Genomic DNA, 16,452 nt, shown 5'->3' on the forward strand with positions numbered 1-16,452 from the left:
AAAGACACTTCTTAGAATCTCTTCTAAAAAGTGCCTTTAAAAAGCTTATTTTCCTTATAGACCAAGTAATTATCGGTAATTATCAGTGCCTATTCCCCATTAAAAATGGGTCTTACATAGGTCTTTTTCCGACTCAATTACCTCAAACCCTTGATTTTACTGAGATTACTCAGCTACGTAAGGCATAAGTGCCACGTGACGAGCACGCTTGATAGCTACTGTAAGAGCTCTCTGGTGCTTAGCACATGTGCCTGTGATACGACGTGGAAGAATCTTTCCACGCTCAGAAATGTACTTCTTAAGCTTTGCTGTATCCTTGTAATCGATAACGTTATCTTTACCACAGAAAACACAGACTTTCTTTCTTCTATGCATTGGTCTTCTTCTCTGCTGACCATCGCTTGTCTTATTAAAAGCCATGATTTAACCTCCTATTGATGTTAGCCAAGGCTTTCGTTACCTTGACTTAGTTGAACGGTAATTCCTCGTCAATTCCATCAGGGATGTTCATGAAGCCGTCGCCTGCGTCAGAGCTTGGTGTGAAATTGCTGCCACCGTCAAAGCCGCTGTTTGCTGCGCCACCGCTCTGAGAATTCTTGCTCTCTGCGAACTCAACATTCTCGCAAACTACATCGGTAGTGTAAACCTTCTGACCTTCCTTGTTAGTGTAGCTGCCAGTCTGGATACGACCTTCTACTACGAACTTTGTGCCCTTGCGAGCATACTTTTCAAGGAACTCAGCTGTCTTGCCAAATGCAACACAGTTAATAAAATCAGCTGTCTGCTCATCATTTTCACGCTTGAATCTACGATCTACAGCAAGTGAAAATCTTGCAACAGCGCTATTGTTTGCTCCACCGTAACGAACCTCTGGGTCTCTTGTGAGACGTCCCATAAGAATAACTTTATTCATAATTAATCTCCTTGTCTTACACTATTAAGCCTCGTCAGCTCTAACGCATAAGAAACGAAGAACGTTGTCCATGATGCGAACATTCTCTTCAACCTGAGCAGGTACGCCTGCCTCAGCATCGAAATGGATGAAGTAATAGAAACCTTCATTCATCTTCTGAATTTCGTAAGCAAGTCTCTTCTTGCCCCAATCATCGACGTCTGTAATCTGGCCACCAAAGCGAGTGATGTACTCCTTTGCCTTTTCAACTGTGGCAGTTCTTGCATCGTCTTCGATCTTCGCATTAACAACGAGTGCTAATTCATACTTGTTCATGCCTTCTACCTCCTTTTGGTCTATTGGCCAAGCTATCAATAAAATAGCCTAGCAAGGATATAATAAATTTTATACCACGAATTAAGATAATAGCATGAACCGTTGCATTTTTCAAGGCTTTAATAGTATTTCTTTTATTATTTTTCTTATTTATCAGATAGCTATTACAATTCTATCCCTTGTAACTTTGCTAGTTCAGTAAATACTTTACCGATTCTCTCGCGAATTATCAGTGTGTTTTCTGCTTTTCTTACATCCAAATCGCTTTGATTAATAATTACTAAATACTTACCTCTAAAATAATTAATAAACGAAGCTGCTGGATAAACAGTAAGAGATGTTCCACCAATTATCAGCATATCTGCTGATGAAATAGCGCTTATAGCACCTTCCACCGCATCTTCAGGCAACCCTTCTTCATACAAGGTAATATCGGCCCTGACAGTGCCGCCACAATAATCACATTTTGGTATCTCGTCCTCTGAATCAAAGATATAATCCACAGGATATGTAGTGCCACAATTCATACAATAATTTCTAAGTGCACTACCATGAATCTCGTAAACCTTTTGGCTGCCGGCCTTTTGATGCAATCCATCAATATTCTGGGTTACCACACCAATTAACTTGCCTGTTTCTTCAAGCTTTGCAAGATACTTATGAGCATTGTTGGGCTCGATATTTCTTGTATCCATTTTCTGACGATGAAACTCGAAATATACCTTTGGCTCTCTCATTAGGCAGGAATGGCTAAGCAGATACTCTGGCTGATACATATCAAACCTTACATCATGCTGATTGTATAGGCCATCCTTACTACGAAAATCTGGAATACCACTTTCTGTAGAAACTCCAGCGCCTCCAAAGAAAACAATCTTTGAGGATTCATCAATCATTTCCTTAAGCTTTGCAATGCCTTCTATATTTTCCACTACTACTTCCCCCTTTCTCACATTTTGTAAATCTATTATCAAACCAATCTTTAGAATGGTATGTGATACACTACTACCGCGCAGATTATTCCAAGTATTATCCCTGCCACAAGCTCAGGGACTGTATGTCCAAGCTTTTCCTTGAATTTGATAATATCAAGAGGTTGCTTGCCCTCTTCTTTTCGTTCATCATTAAGGTTATTTAATGCCCTACCCTGGCGCTGTGTCTCGTAGCGAACGCCTCTGGCATCATATATAACAATAAACCCGAAGAATAATGCCATTGCAATCTCAAAGGAACCACCGCCGTAAATAGCACCTGTTATAACGATTAATCCTGTAACGGTAGCTGCATGTGAACTTGGCATTCCACCGCCACCTATAAGCCTTTCTTTGCAGAAACCAGACTTTATTGAATCGATAACCACCTTGATTATCTGGGCGAAAAACCATGCCGATGCTGGTGCTAGAAACACCTTATTTGTGAACAAATCTGCTAAAAATTGCATTTTTCTCTCCTTTATTTATTAAAGCAAAGCATTGTAAATATCACGCTTGCTAACTCCCCTATCCTTTGCCACTGCCTTCATGGCATCCTTCTTATCCATGCCCTGATCTAGGTACATTTGCATGTGGTCTTCAATGCTCATTTCATCAAATGCCGCTCTCGCTTCTTCTATAACCTCTGCCTTTGATTTACCAGCTATTACAAGCACATACTCACCTCTTGGCTCTTTACTCTCGTATGATTTTAACGCGCCGCCTATCGTTGTCTTTTCCTTTTCTTCATGCTTTTTTGTAAGCTCTCTACAAAGGGTAATTCCTCTATCTTCGCCTAACACATCCCTAAGCTCCTTAAGTGTACCTATCAGATGATGTGGCGCCTCATATATTATGATTGTTCTTGTTTCATTCTTGGTCTCTTCTAATACCCTACGACGTTCTTTTTTGTCCTTTGGAAGAAATGCCTCAAATGCGAAGCGTCTACAAGCCTGTCCCGACATTGTTACTGCTGTAATGCACGCTGCTGGACCTGGCACTGATGTTACCTCAATCCCTTCCTCATAGCACATTTTAACAAGCTCTTCCCCCGGGTCTGAAATACCTGGTGTACCTGCATCTGTAATGACTGCTATGTTTTGGCCTTCCTTTAGCTTCTCTATTAATGTGATAGCCTTATCCACTTTATTGAATTCGTGGTAGCTGGTCATCGGTGTATCTATTTCAAAATGATTTAATAGCTTTATTGAATTTCTTGTATCTTCTGCTGCAATCAAATCTACCTCTTTAAGGATTCGCACCGCGCGAAATGTCATGTCTTCGAGGTTGCCGATTGGGGTTGCAACTAAATATAATATTCCACTCATTTTCATTTCATTCCATATATTTCTAATATTTCCTCAGTATACTTGCCTGGTGCGTCGTATACGATAAGTGGTGACTCCACTGTTAGCTGTGGTCTGCCGCCTCTAACTCCCTCTACAAGCACCATGTTAGGCTCCTTATCTACATAAGGATACACAAGCCTCATACGTTTTGGTTCGATTCTATACTGTCTCATAGCTTCGAATATTTCCACAAGCCTTGATGGGCGATGTACAAAATAGCACCTTCCCTTAGGCTTTAGCACTGCCGCTGATTCCCTGACTACATCCTCTAAGGAACACAGTAGCTCATGCCTTGCAATAGCCTTGGCATCATTTGGATTCTTTAATCCATGGTGATTAGTCATGTATGGTGGGTTACTTGTAACCACATCCATGGAAGCCTTGCCAAATATCACACTGGCCTCTTTAATATCACCCTCTATTATATCAATTCTTTCCTGCAAATCGTTATACAAAACTGAACGTCTTGCCATTTCCACACTTTCAGCCTGAATCTCTAGCCCTGTATAGTGGTCTCCTGAATATTTTGCCTCTAGTAATATAGGAAGAATGCCAGTGCCTGTACCTAAATCCAAAGCCTTTTCACCCTCATTTACTGTCGCAAAGCCTGATAGCAAGACAGCATCCATGCCAAAACAGAATTTGTCAGGATGCTGTATAATTTTATATCCTTTTATTTGCAAGTCATCCAGGCGCTCATTGTCTCTAATCAGACTATCCATTAATCTCTATCCTCCAGGTCAGCAAGCTCCTTAGCTTCTTCCTTAGATACCTGAATCTTGCGCTTTCTAGGCTTAAACTTAAGTTCCGTAGTAGGATAATCCTTTACTTCCTTTAAATCGCCTTCTTCAAAAAGCACACGTACAGTCTGGCGAAGTACATTAACCGACTGAACTGTTCCCTTGATTCCTTCTGGTGTGATAACTGTATCATTGATACCTGGCAAGCGACTATTGAGATATTCATAAGTCTCCTGCTCGTTCTTAAGGCAGCACATAAGTCTACCGCAAAGACCAGAAATCTTAGTAGGGTTAAGTGAAAGGTTCTGCTCCTTAGCCATCTTAATTGATACTGGAACAAAATCACCAAGCCAGCTTTTACAGCAGAGCTCTCTACCACAGATGCCTATACCACCCATAAGCTTAGTCTCATCCCTAACACCAATCTGGCGAAGCTCAATACGTGTGTGGAACACTGCAGCCAAATCCTTAACAAGCTCTCTAAAATCGATTCGCCCATCGGCAGTGAAATAAAAGATAAGCTTGTTATTATCAAATGTGTACTCAGCACCAACAAGCTTCATTTCAAGCTCTCGCTTTGCGATTTTCTCCTCGCAAATCTTCATTGCCTCTTTTTCTTTTTCGATGTTCTTCTCGGCCTTCTTTACATCATCCTCTGTTGCCTTGCGGATGATTTTCTTGATAGGACCTGGAACCTCATCATCTGAGATTTCCTTATCAACTAATAAAACTGTTCCGATTTCTACACCGCGAACTGTTTCAACAATAACCTGATCTTCGCGCTTAAAATCAACGCCGTTTGGATCAAAATAATATACTTTTCCGCCCCCTCTGAAGCGTACTCCAATAACCTTTATCATTTAGTGTTCTCCTTAATCGCATTTATAAGAAGCATAATGGTCAACTCAAAATTGACATTAGCATTTAATCTAGCTCTCGTCTGAGATATTGCTTCGATTATCTCATTTAGCCCTGCATAGGAGCAGTTGTTTGCCTGCTCATGTATATCAAACGAATCCTCTTTAAATAGCATTAGATTATCGTTTAATGTCGCTTTATATAATAGCACATCTTTGAACCAAAGGGTTATTAAATCTAGCATTTGGTCCATAAATCCTTCGAATTTGTCAGGATTATCGTTCTTTTTGTCTGAATCATTCTCCTCTTTTATTGCCTTTACTTCATCAGCTATCTGGGCCTCTTCCATTTTTCCAGCCTTTTTGCACAATGCTACCACCCTGCTTTTAACATCGTTAAAGCTACTATCTGTGGCAAGTGCTATGGCCTTCCCCACATTTCCCTGGGCAAATGATGCTACCATGTTCGCCTGATAATCCACAGCATCATATCTATTTTTTAGGATACTCTTAATGCTTTCTGTATCTACGGATTTCATTTGAATAAGAACGCATCTTGATAGAATTGTTTGCAGGAATGCATTGTGATTTGCCGTAAGCAAAATTATTATCGCATATTCAGGAGGCTCCTCGATTGTCTTAAGAATTGCATTTTGAGCCTGCTGATTCATGCGCTCTGCTTCATCGACAATATAGATTTTATATTTGTTGCTATAAGGCTTAATGTCTACATCGTTAACAATCTGCTCTCTAACAACATCTACGCTAATGTTTGCCTTGCCATCTTCACGCTTTACATAGATGATATCAGGGTTATTCCTTGATAAAGATTGCTTACAAGAATGGCACTGTAGGCAGGCATCATCTGTTGGATTCTCACATTGAAGCATAGTTGCAAATGCCTCTGCAAGCATCATCTTACCTGAGCCCTTTTCGCCGCTGAAAATATAGGCATGGCTATGATTTCCTGATGTTACTGCATTTTTCAGAAGGTTCTTCGCATCCTCCTGTCCTATAATTTCTGCAAAGCTCATTTAACAAAATTCTCCTAATCTAGGTGATGATATCAAGTAACAATCCTCTGATTTCATCTACCTTGTTTAATATATCTAAGTGGTCCCTTTCATCCTGTACAAGGGCTGTGGCTAGCTCATCCATCTGCTCATCCACAAGCTTTATCATGCCGTATACCCTGTGGCGGCCTCGTCTATCAAGGAAGTTTTCTCTTGAAAACTTGTGGCTCCTGTTAACTACTTCATTTAGAAAATCCTTAACCAGGCCTCTGTATCGCTTCATGTCCCTAATATCCATGTGTTCCGATAAAAGCTTTCCCTGGGTGGTGATATCGTTTAAAAGATTGGTAAGCTTCGCCTGCAAATCTGTATCATCAACAGCTGCTGCAAGCGTGAATTTAAAGGTGTCGTCCACAGGCGCAGTCTGCTTTACACCCTCTGTAGATTGAACCTGACTTACATCATTTACTCGAATATCCATGCTAACCCCTTCTTTTCTTTATAAACTGGGCGATTTTTTCACTGGTCTTAACGCTATCCTCATCGTTGTTAAACAGATTAGAGACCCTTGCTGCCTTAAGCTTCTCCTTAGAAAAATCCTGCTGGTCAGCTAAAAATCGCCTACACATCTCCTCGTATTTTGGGCTTGCCTGCTGCCTCTCACGCTCAAGTGCACGTGATAACCTTAGCCCATCATCTACCTCTATATATATCGGCAAAACTACATCATCCCCGTAGTAGTCTCTGATTTTTGTAAAGCTTTCCACTGTTCCAATAACAAGATAATCATTATTTTCTAAATCAATCTTTCCATCATCCACTGTGAAATAAAACCAAGGGCCATGGACTGTATCGTATTTACGAATCTCGATTACCTTTCCATCTTTTAAAAGCTTATCCTTCTCCTGAATAGATACGTAATTATATTCCTCACCTGGCTTTTCATTACTTCTGATTGGTCTTGTGGTGTATGAAACAATCCTGTTTAGCTGTAAATCTTCCCTAGCTAGCAAAAGCTTAAATATTGTGTCCTTTCCCGATGAGCTTTTGCCCATTATGCAATAAATACTTCCCATACTATCCTCTTTATTTTTTACTATCTCAAGTATAATTCAAGCCTACCTAATTGACAACGCAGATTAATCCATTATTTAACCCGGTTACATGGATTTTTGCTTTTTTAGCTTCTTCGATTAGACTTACCATCTCTTCTGTTATTACTTCACCTGGCACAATCACTGGGGCTCCAGGTGGATACAGGCATATCATTGATGTGCTGACCTGCCCTATGGCATCCTTTAATTTGCAGGCTGTAACTGGCTTTGTCTTAGCCTCCCAAAGTTCCATTTTCTTTATTGGCGTAATGTTATCAGCTATTGGAACACTTATTTCTCCCTTTTGTAAAGAAGCATCAATCTCTACTAATGCCTGCTTTAATCTTTCAAAGCCTTCCCTTGAATCCATAATACTTGTCATGGCAAGCAGATAAGAAAAGCTTGATAATTCTGTTTCTATTTCATACTTTTCTCGTAATATCTTTGCAAGCTCTACACCTGTGATATTGGTATATTTTGTAGATATTACAATCTTTCCCATATCCTTTTTATCTGTCTTCTCAGTTATGATTTGAAGAGCTTTAAGCTTTCCACTAAAGCTGTAAAAATGCTCTAAGTTATCCACATAATTCTCAAAGTAATCCATAGGCTTTTCTAACAAATCAATGCAATTACTAATGGAATTCATCATTACATAACTAGGCGAGCTTGTTTCAAATATATCAAGAGCTTCCCTCAATCTATTGCTATCTATCCTATCCCCTTTTACTAACAATGCTGCACATCCGGTAAGGCATGGCAATGTTTTGTGGAGGCTGGTTATTGTAATATCAGCCACATAGGAAGCCTGATTTGGAAAGCGCTTATGAAATCCAAGGTGCGCCCCATGGGCTTCATCCACAATCAATAAGAGATTATTGCTATGGCAATATTCAGTAATAGAACAAACATCACAGTAATATCCCTCGTATGTTGGGGAAGTGATTACTATAGCCTTTGGCTTTTCTTTATTTTGTTCTATCTTACTCTTTATTTCTTCTAAGGTTATAGCTTGATAAATTCCGTTTTCATCAATTTCAGGATTCAGATAGCCTACTCTTAAATGACGAAGTGTCGCCCCATTATACACGCTCTTGTGAGAGTTTCTTTGGATAAGCACAAAATCATTTTCATTTAAGCTTGCGTATATTGCAGCAAGATTTCCCACAGTTGAGCCACCTACAAGCATATACGCCCTGTCTGACTTATAAAGCCTAGCAAGCCTTGCCTGGTCTTCTGCTATAACATCCTCAGGGTCATGTAAATCATCAACCCCAGGCACCTCGGTCATATCTATCTTATATGGACCATCAAGCATTCTTTTGTGACCTGGCATATGAAATGGGTACATATTTGATTTTGAATAGTTTTCTAATGTTTTCTTTAAACTCATAATTCTTACTTTTATTTTTATTTAATAATCAATATAATGTATTTATTCAAACCTACGGAGGACTTCATGAATAAAACATTAGTTATCCTTTGCGGTGGCGATAGCTCACGTATGGGAACCAAAAAAGCTTTATTACCATTTGAAGATAAAACTATGGTTGAATATATCTACGATAAGTTCAGCCCTTTTTTTGATAAAGTCTATCTTTCTGTAAATGAAAGAGGAGACCTTGCACATCTTGGGCTTAATGCTCAGGAGATTCCTGATATTTCTAGAAACGCTGGACCTTTTGGAGCTATCCTTTCATGCCTTACCATGATTTTAGGAGATAGAGCTTTTTTCATGTCCGTTGATACTCCATTTTTGGATCCACGTACCGCAGTCCTACTATATGAACAATCTTACAATTACGATATTACCACCTTTAATTTTGCTGGTGACCAGCTTGATTCCATTTGTGGTGTATACAATAAGCGTTGTATTGGTTCTCTTTTTAAATGCATCTTTTTTAAGAATACCACTCGCAACTATCTGCAGGATAGATGCTACACCAATATTATCTCAACAGATGAAATAGCAAGTGTGTCCAAAATTTCTATGGAACAACAATTTTATAAAGTTAACGATAGACGCTCATATTACTATGCTGTCTTTTCTATCCTTAAACATAATTTTGTGTGCTAATCAATCTAAGAATCGTTTTAGCTGAGGCATCCAGTCTCCCAGGAAAACCATATTTTTTTCCATAGCCTCCCATATAGGCTCAAGGAAATTTATAATGCATTTATTTACGTCTGACCATTCTGGCTCAGACTTTTTCTTTTGCCTTAGTTCCACCTTCCACTTCTTTTTCATGTAGGTATAATCACTATAGCTTGATAGCATTTTAATTCTTGTATCATCTACTGTGATATTTTTCTCTCTAACAAGCTCTGCTAATCTATCCTTTACCTTTCTTCCGTTTATTGGATTAGCAATAAGGATTTCGTATGCATTCATATATTGATCCATATCATTTATCAGTTCCAGCTTTTCAATAATTTCAAATAGATGCTTTGATAATTCTTCTTCCTTAGGATTAGTCAAAACATCAACAGTTCTATTTTCATATGCAATCAACTGAATAGTAATTTTCTCTGGTTCGTGTGTTGTTCCATGCTTTTTAAAATACAAATGCAGAGGAATATACATTTCATCTACAGTTATTTTTAATGTAATACGATTATCCTCTACAGAACCATTTACTACAAAGCCTTCTAGTGCAGCCTTTGACATTATTTCCTTTAAGATATCCCTCATATAAAGGATTGCCATCTTATCATCAATATTCTTTACATACTCATAGTAAATATTTGTAATACAAAGATTCCTATAAACATCCTGGTTAAACTCATTATAATTGCAAAGGTATAGCTCATTACAATATTTACCATTTGCAAGTAACTCAATGATTATTTCAGATACTGCTGCCGATAAAAGATTTTTAAATGGAATATTCAGTTTTTCTGCCTTTTCCTTTATTCCTAATCTATTTATCATAGCCACACACCCACCATGGTCTGAACCTTCTTTAATACCTTTCGCTCCTTAGCATATTCCATTAGCTTTGCAACGTCTTTATCCTCATCCATAATGTATGCCCACACCCCTTGCTTAAACAAGTCTCTGTCAATTTTTTCCTGATATTTTAATACATCACAGATTAATCTTTCCTTAGTGTAGATTTTCATTTTGCCACCAGCAAAATCTGTTTCTGTAACACCTAGCTCTAACACCTCTGGTTCTGTATAGTATGGTTCCACTATTGGATAATCTATGTGGAATCTGGATTTAGATGTGTTTTTGTTAATTGCTATACTCCATTTATATGGCCTATCATTAAGATATCCGTACACATACAGAGCAGATTCGATTGTAAGAATTCCATCTTCTCCGAAGAGCTTATATATCCATTCTTCCTCAGAACATTCAAAATACTTTGTAGTGTAATAACCACTTTTTACTCTGATAAGATATCCTTCTTCAACAAATTTCAACACTCGTCTATAGTCAACACCTAAGGCCTCTATCTCACTTGTTTTGATTAGACCCCCGTTGTTTTCTACTAAATCATTAATTTGTTCTAACTGGTACTGCTTCTTTTCATCCCTTGAAAACAAATTTTCCATTTTTTCCACTCCTACATGCTCTACGAGGTTATTTTCTTCATTATCCCATTGTAATACTGCGAAGTCAATTAATTAACCAAATCTACACATTCTTTTTTGTGACAGTTTTAGTCTTCTATTCAGCTTGTATTTGTCTTATTATATATTTAGTACATTAATTATTGTCTTTGGAGGGAAAATTATGTCTGAAGAAACTATGGGGCTTAGAAAAAATCCTTCACGCAAGGAGTGCGAAAAGATTATTAGAAAGATTCTTATGACTGAGGTTTTAGAGAGGGGAACCAATGAACACTTTAAAAGTGCTTCTGATTTTATGGGATATTTTAAATCACTATATCCTGCTAGTGACAGTTTGACCAAGCAGGTTCAACGTGCTGTAAAATCTCTTGGAATGCCAAAGGATGAACGAGGCTATTTTATAATCAATAAAACAGAGGCTCAGCTTAATCAGGATAAAGAAATTGCTTTTCTAATGCACAAGTGCAAATGCGAGCTAGTGCCATTTGAAGAATATCAAACCTTATTTCTAAAAGCTGATGGAAATTATAGAGATTATCTTTATCAGCTTTTATCTGAATCAGAGACCTTTGCAGATAAGATTATCACCATAATTAACTCTTCTAATGGCTTAATATTGTTTACAAACAACAAACAACAATTAGAAATTATGATAAATAGTTTGATAAATAGATAATTTGTTTAAGTTTCTAATACAAAATATTTAGAGTCTGATAATTATAAAAACGACAGCTATTTAATTTTTTAGCTGTCGTTTATTGTTTGATTTGTCGTATTTATAAATATTTAAGACAATTATAGTCGTTATTTACGCCTTTTTCGTCTTCTTCCATTATTTCTAATAATAACCATACCCTTTTTGGATGGCTTTGCATGTCTACTTTCATATCTATGCTTATATAATAATATATCGCTTGATTTGCTCTTTATAAATAGGATTAATGCAACAAGCGCTGCTATTATTAATATAATAAGTCCAATTTTAGGGTAATTAACCTGAATGTATTGTTTACCACTTCCACCCTTTTCTACCGGCAAATTATCAAATGGATAACTTCCTGTTTTTGCATTAGTAAACAACAGATTAGCAAACCCTACATTTCTTCCTGCATAAGTATATCTTAGTTGCCCTATCACTGAACTGTTAGACTCGTCACTATATGGAATTACTTCAGCAGAAACATCTAACACACTTGCTGTTTTAGGTATTACTATTAACCCTGATTTATCTACCTGGATTAGCTCGCTGTTTTCACTAAGGATTCCTGTAACATTTGTATCATCCTCTGATATAGATGCGAAATCTGCCACCTTATATGTACTGAAGTTATCAAAGCAATACTCAAATAGATTTGTTGTATCTAAATACTGGTCTGTTGTATTATCCTTCATAACTACACAAATAAGTGTCATTCCATCCTTCTTTGCATAAGTTACAAGTGTTGCACCTGCAACAACAGTATATCCTGTCTTACCGCCTAAGCAATAATCATAGATATATTTGTTAGTCTTGTAGTAGTGAAGCATCTGATGATGGTTATTAAGTGGGGTTGGATCGGCATGCTTATTTGTAGGTGGAATGGTATAATTCTTAGTTCCTACAATCTCCGCAAATTTTGGAATGGAATATGCTGCTCTTGCAATTAAAGCCATATCATGGGCACTAGTGTAATGTTCATCATCTGGAAGACCATTGGTGTTATTAAAATGAGTATGTGTACATCCTAATTCCTTTGCCTTAGCATTCATCATATCTACAAAGGATGGTATATCACCAGCCACATGCTCTCCTAAAGCATAGGCACACTCATTAGCAGATTCTAGCATCATTCCATATAAGGTCTGCTCCACTGTCATCTCTTCGTTTACATCACGTGCTATACTAGATGAACCAAGCTCTGTTCCATAAACTGCATCTGCCGAAAATACAACTGTTTCATCCAAATCACAGTTTTCCAACACTAAAAGAGCAGTCATAATTTTTGTTATACTGGCTGGAAAATGCTCATCATCTATATTTTTAGAATACAGAATAGTTCCAGTCTCCTGCTCCATTATTATTGCTGATTCTGCCGTTACTCCTACACTTCCTGGCCAATAATCTGCTGCCTTTACAGTGCTAAAATTTATAGCCAACAGGCTATTACAAAAAAATAAGAAGACTACAGCCTTAATTAATATTCTTTTCATTTTCATAATCTCTTTCCTTTACGCCTATCTAGTATACCTTTCCTTTTTATATACTTGCAATACTAATCTGCTAAAATTTATGGTATAATCGTCTTTGATTTTATTTTTGGAGGTATATATGAGATTAAGAAATATCCCAGGTGCTGATGAGGTTGTTAATAACAGTCCATATTGCATTAATCAACCAGTAAAGCTTAAGGGTAAATATAAATCAGAATTATTTAATAATGACAATCCGCTCTATATTGAAATCGGCATGGGCAAGGGACAATTTATCACTACTTTGGCTAAGCAGAACCCTAATATTAATTACATTGGTATAGAACGATACACAAGTGTACTTTTACGTGCTATTCAAAAGGTAGAGGAAGAAGAAATTCCAAATCTTAGATTTATCTGTTTTGATGCTGCCGATATTCTTGATATTTTTGCTTGTCACGAGGTAGATAGAATTTATCTTAACTTTAGCGATCCTTGGCCTAAGGATAGACACGCAAAACGTCGTCTTACATCTTCTACTTTCCTAAATAGATATAATTCTATTTTAGCATTAGATGGTCATATTGAATTTAAGACAGATAACAAGGATTTATTCGATTTTTCTGTTGAAGAGATTAATAATCACCTATTATGGAAATTAGATGCTGTTACTTATGATTTACATAATGACCCTGTAATGAATGAAGGAAACGTAATGACAGAATATGAAGAAAAATTTTCTAGTCAGGGAAATCCAATTTTTAAATTAATAGCTAGTAGATAATATTATGCTCCGCTTTATAAGGCGGAGCTGTTTTTATATAAAAAATACCGCCGATTAATTATCGACGGTTAAGTGCGCGATCAGGGGTTCGAACCCTGGACACCCTGATTAAGAGTCAGGTGCTCTGCCAGCTGAGCTAATCGCGCTCACTTATTAAATTCTTATTGCCTCAGCAACGTATATAAGTATATAGCCTAAAACTAATTTTTGCAAGTCTTTTTTTATATTTTTTACAACTTTTTTTGTTTATATTTTTAGAAAAAATAACACCTGCCTATTTCGGTAAGACAGGTGTTAACATATAGTCATTTACTTTTAGATTGCCATAATCTACTTCATAACATATCCTGCAACAAGTCTTAAATATTTGCAAATAGCTTTTCTATTTCTTCTGGACTCATTACTCTGTTAGGATCTGTCAAATCTACTCCAACATCCGGAATTATAATGGAATCATCCTTTGGCTCTTCCGGTTCTGGTTCAGGCTCTGGCTCTGGTTCTGGAACAGGTTCTTCTACTGTTTCTCCAATCTCTTCCAATAAAGCATCCAGATTTGAACCAGGATCATCAGAAGCAGGTGCTTCTGGTTCTACTACTTCATCTATAGTAGGCTCTTCAATTGCTTCTTCTACAACCGGATTTTCCGGTGGATTTTCTTCTACTGGTGTTTCATCAGGTAACACTTCCTCACTTGGAAGTTCTTCACTTGGAAGTTCCTCTGTAGTTTCTTCAACAGCAGTGTCTAAATCCAATCCCAAATCATCTACTGCTTCTATCTCATTAGATTCTTCTACTTGTACTTCTTCTGCTGCAGATTCCTCTGGTATTGGTTCCTCAGCTACAGGCTCTTCAGGAATATTCTCTAAAACTGGTTCTTCTGTTGTAAGCTCTTCTGTAGTGCTCTCTTCTACAGGTGCATCCAAATCCAAACCTAAATCATCTACTACCGGTTCCTCAACTACTGCATCTAAATCTAATCCTAAATCATCTACTACTTCTTCTGAATTAGTATCATCTGTTACAGCCTCTTCAGAAACTAATTCTTCATTTACTGCTTCTTCTACAGGAATATCTTCAAGGATTTGTTCTTCACTTGGAATTTCTTCCATTACCTGTTCTTCTGTAGAAGGTTCAATATCAGGTTCCGGTTGAATTTCTGATTCTAAATTAATATCCTGCTCTAAACTAATGTCTGGCTCCAGATTAATTTCTGGTTCAAGACTAATTTCAGGTTCAGGTGCCGCCACTACATCAGGCATTGGTGGTGTTACCATCTGCACTTGCTGCATTTGAGGCATAGGTTGCGCTGTCATCATAGGTATTCCATTTTGAATTTTACCTTCGATGATAGATATTTGTGATGTCAACTCTGATATCTTCTGCTGTATATCAAAGTTTGATTCTTTGATTATAGACTGCTGCTTTTCAATAATTCGATCATTATTGCTATCTATTTTTGCTTGTATACTTACAAGCTGATTAATCAACTCGTCATTTGAATTCATTAATGCATCTGTATTTTCTTTGCTTCGAGAAATAGTAACCTTCGCTACAGCTTTCTGAGCATTAATGATATCTTCAGCAGGTAAGGAGCTGTTTTCTTCGATAGCTCGAAGTCTTTGCTCCATTTCATCAAAGCTCTTTTTAATTACCAGATAAGACGCTTTCTGTGCATTATAGATTTCTTCGTATTTTTCTTGCTCCATATCCTTTTGCTTTAAGGACATATCCATTAATGCACTAATCAGGAAAAATAGCGCAACTATCATCAAAAGTATTCCCACAGCCATGGCCATAAAATTGCTTTTGAAGTTTATCATGATATAGAATTCCATGATAATCAACACAGCAAGCGCAATACTTGCAAGAATTACTTGTATTTTGTCTTTGGCTATTTCTCTTTGAATTTTCTTAGCGTTCTCGTCCATTGTGCCCCCTAATTATCCTTCTTTTCAAATAGAGATACCATATCAAGTGCAAAAGTAATCGGATATAGCTGTACCATAACCGAATCTACTATTGTGCCTATTTTTAAATTAAATGTAATCTTTACAAAATCTATTTCTGGTGATTCAAATAACCTTTCAAAAATCTTTACACTCTCAACATCGATATTATCTGTCTTTGGTGGGGAAATATCTACAACTCTATCAAGTAGCTGAGACATAGAAGAAGCTGCACTTCCCATCATCTGGTTCATAGCCTCAGATACTGCTGATAATTGAATCTCGCCAATTTCTCCTGGATTTGCTACACCAGGTCCCCCCATCATCAAATCAGCAATTATCTTAACATCATCTTCTTTTAATATTAATACATTACTACCTGATAACCCCTTCACATAATTAATATGTACTAGCACACATACATTATGATAATCGTCCAATGACTCACTTTTTCTTATCAACTCAATCTTTGGAGTTGTAATATCTACTTTTAAATTATTTAAAAGAGCACTAAGAGACGTTGCTGATGAGCCCATACTTATATTAGCAATTTCCCCCAGTGTATCTTGCTGTTCCTTAGTAAGTGTTACATCTGCCATTAGCCTTTTCCTCCTTTTGATTTTCTCCCTTTTTTTAAGAATCTAAAGAAGTGCTTTTTTAACCCCATTAATCATTGTCAAATAACTATTAATTAGATTATACAATATTTGCAATTTTTAGAC

20 protein-coding genes and 1 tRNA gene are annotated in these 16,452 nt (G+C 37.1%); 3 read left to right on the forward strand and 18 right to left on the reverse strand.

The window, feature by feature from the left end:
- Positions 1-165 precede the first annotated feature (165 nt).
- The 12 genes from rpsR to IJ535_RS13845 all read right to left on the reverse strand — a co-directional run bounded on the left by rpsR (position 166) and on the right by IJ535_RS13845 (position 8,645).
- A complete protein-coding gene (rpsR, locus tag IJ535_RS13790) occupies positions 166-420 on the reverse strand; it encodes a 30S ribosomal protein S18 (protein WP_294304016.1) in 255 nt (84 codons plus the stop codon).
- A gap of 46 nt (positions 421-466) precedes the next feature.
- The gene (locus IJ535_RS13795) at positions 467-913 is read right to left on the reverse strand and encodes a single-stranded DNA-binding protein (protein ID WP_294304018.1); all 447 of its coding nucleotides are present in this window, start codon (positions 911-913) and stop codon (positions 467-469) included.
- Between the two features lie 24 nt (positions 914-937).
- Positions 938-1,228 (reverse strand): 30S ribosomal protein S6, encoded by a 291-nt coding sequence (gene rpsF / locus IJ535_RS13800; RefSeq protein ID WP_090301381.1) that lies wholly within the window; start codon positions 1,226-1,228, stop codon positions 938-940.
- A 164-nt stretch (positions 1,229-1,392) separates the two neighbouring features.
- Entirely contained in the window at positions 1,393-2,160 is a 768-nt protein-coding gene (locus IJ535_RS13805; RefSeq protein ID WP_330619630.1) for an NAD-dependent protein deacylase, read from the reverse strand.
- Between the two features lie 50 nt (positions 2,161-2,210).
- On the reverse strand, positions 2,211-2,669 hold the full coding sequence (locus IJ535_RS13810; RefSeq protein WP_294294013.1) for a divergent PAP2 family protein: 459 nt from the start codon (positions 2,667-2,669) through the stop codon (positions 2,211-2,213).
- Between the two features lie 18 nt (positions 2,670-2,687).
- The gene (gene rsmI / locus IJ535_RS13815; protein ID WP_294294011.1) at positions 2,688-3,527 is read right to left on the reverse strand and encodes a 16S rRNA (cytidine(1402)-2'-O)-methyltransferase; all 840 of its coding nucleotides are present in this window, start codon (positions 3,525-3,527) and stop codon (positions 2,688-2,690) included.
- A 2-nt stretch (positions 3,528-3,529) separates the two neighbouring features.
- A complete protein-coding gene (locus IJ535_RS13820) occupies positions 3,530-4,270 on the reverse strand; it encodes a tRNA1(Val) (adenine(37)-N6)-methyltransferase (protein WP_294304019.1) in 741 nt (246 codons plus the stop codon).
- Positions 4,270-5,148: a PSP1 domain-containing protein gene (locus IJ535_RS13825; protein WP_294294005.1), complete on the reverse strand. Its 879-nt coding sequence runs from the start codon at positions 5,146-5,148 to the stop codon at positions 4,270-4,272. The genes IJ535_RS13820 and IJ535_RS13825 overlap by 1 nt, the downstream gene beginning before the upstream one ends.
- A complete protein-coding gene (locus IJ535_RS13830; protein WP_294304021.1) occupies positions 5,145-6,179 on the reverse strand; it encodes a DNA polymerase III subunit in 1,035 nt (344 codons plus the stop codon). The genes IJ535_RS13825 and IJ535_RS13830 overlap by 4 nt, the downstream gene beginning before the upstream one ends.
- Positions 6,180-6,198: 19 nt before the next feature.
- Positions 6,199-6,639: a YaaR family protein gene (locus tag IJ535_RS13835; RefSeq protein ID WP_294294001.1), complete on the reverse strand. Its 441-nt coding sequence runs from the start codon at positions 6,637-6,639 to the stop codon at positions 6,199-6,201.
- A gap of 1 nt (position 6,640) precedes the next feature.
- On the reverse strand, positions 6,641-7,234 hold the full coding sequence (locus tag IJ535_RS13840; protein WP_294304027.1) for a guanylate kinase: 594 nt from the start codon (positions 7,232-7,234) through the stop codon (positions 6,641-6,643).
- A 46-nt stretch (positions 7,235-7,280) separates the two neighbouring features.
- The gene (locus tag IJ535_RS13845) at positions 7,281-8,645 is read right to left on the reverse strand and encodes an aminotransferase class I/II-fold pyridoxal phosphate-dependent enzyme (RefSeq protein ID WP_294304029.1); all 1,365 of its coding nucleotides are present in this window, start codon (positions 8,643-8,645) and stop codon (positions 7,281-7,283) included.
- A gap of 66 nt (positions 8,646-8,711) precedes the next feature.
- On the opposite strand from IJ535_RS13845, the gene mobA reads away from it, so the two are divergent.
- Entirely contained in the window at positions 8,712-9,329 is a 618-nt protein-coding gene (gene mobA / locus IJ535_RS13850) for a molybdenum cofactor guanylyltransferase (RefSeq protein ID WP_294304031.1), read from the forward strand.
- Here mobA and IJ535_RS13855 read toward each other — a convergent pair whose 3' ends face one another.
- Together IJ535_RS13855 and IJ535_RS13860 are read right to left on the reverse strand one after the other, a co-directional pair.
- Positions 9,330-10,184: a hypothetical protein gene (locus IJ535_RS13855; protein ID WP_294304033.1), complete on the reverse strand. Its 855-nt coding sequence runs from the start codon at positions 10,182-10,184 to the stop codon at positions 9,330-9,332.
- Complete coding sequence (locus tag IJ535_RS13860; RefSeq protein ID WP_294290657.1) at positions 10,181-10,813, reverse strand: type IV toxin-antitoxin system AbiEi family antitoxin domain-containing protein; 633 nt, start codon at positions 10,811-10,813, stop codon at positions 10,181-10,183. The genes IJ535_RS13855 and IJ535_RS13860 overlap by 4 nt, the downstream gene beginning before the upstream one ends.
- A gap of 181 nt (positions 10,814-10,994) precedes the next feature.
- Between IJ535_RS13860 and IJ535_RS13865 the strand changes: the two genes are divergently transcribed.
- On the forward strand, positions 10,995-11,507 hold the full coding sequence (locus IJ535_RS13865) for a hypothetical protein (RefSeq protein ID WP_294290654.1): 513 nt from the start codon (positions 10,995-10,997) through the stop codon (positions 11,505-11,507).
- A gap of 128 nt (positions 11,508-11,635) precedes the next feature.
- Here IJ535_RS13865 and IJ535_RS13870 read toward each other — a convergent pair whose 3' ends face one another.
- The gene (locus tag IJ535_RS13870) at positions 11,636-13,021 is read right to left on the reverse strand and encodes a D-alanyl-D-alanine carboxypeptidase family protein (RefSeq protein WP_294304034.1); all 1,386 of its coding nucleotides are present in this window, start codon (positions 13,019-13,021) and stop codon (positions 11,636-11,638) included.
- Between the two features lie 118 nt (positions 13,022-13,139).
- Between IJ535_RS13870 and trmB the strand changes: the two genes are divergently transcribed.
- Positions 13,140-13,784 carry a tRNA (guanosine(46)-N7)-methyltransferase TrmB gene (gene trmB / locus IJ535_RS13875; protein ID WP_294290648.1) on the forward strand — a complete coding sequence of 215 codons (645 nt, stop codon included), beginning with the start codon at positions 13,140-13,142 and terminating at the stop codon, positions 13,782-13,784.
- Between the two features lie 73 nt (positions 13,785-13,857).
- On the opposite strand, the gene IJ535_RS13880 is transcribed toward trmB, so the two are convergent.
- The 3 genes from IJ535_RS13880 to fliY all read right to left on the reverse strand — a co-directional run bounded on the left by IJ535_RS13880 (position 13,858) and on the right by fliY (position 16,329).
- Positions 13,858-13,930: transfer RNA gene (locus tag IJ535_RS13880), tRNA-Lys, on the reverse strand.
- A 213-nt stretch (positions 13,931-14,143) separates the two neighbouring features.
- Positions 14,144-15,712, reverse strand: coding sequence for a hypothetical protein (locus IJ535_RS13885; RefSeq protein WP_294304036.1), 1,569 nt, complete (start codon positions 15,710-15,712; stop codon positions 14,144-14,146).
- 8 nt (positions 15,713-15,720) lie between these two features.
- The gene (gene fliY, locus IJ535_RS13890) at positions 15,721-16,329 is read right to left on the reverse strand and encodes a flagellar motor switch phosphatase FliY (RefSeq protein WP_294290643.1); all 609 of its coding nucleotides are present in this window, start codon (positions 16,327-16,329) and stop codon (positions 15,721-15,723) included.
- Between the last annotated feature and the right edge of the window lie 123 nt (positions 16,330-16,452).

It is taken from the genome of Pseudobutyrivibrio sp. (assembly GCF_017471675.1).
Taxonomy (GTDB): domain Bacteria; phylum Bacillota; class Clostridia; order Lachnospirales; family Lachnospiraceae; genus Pseudobutyrivibrio.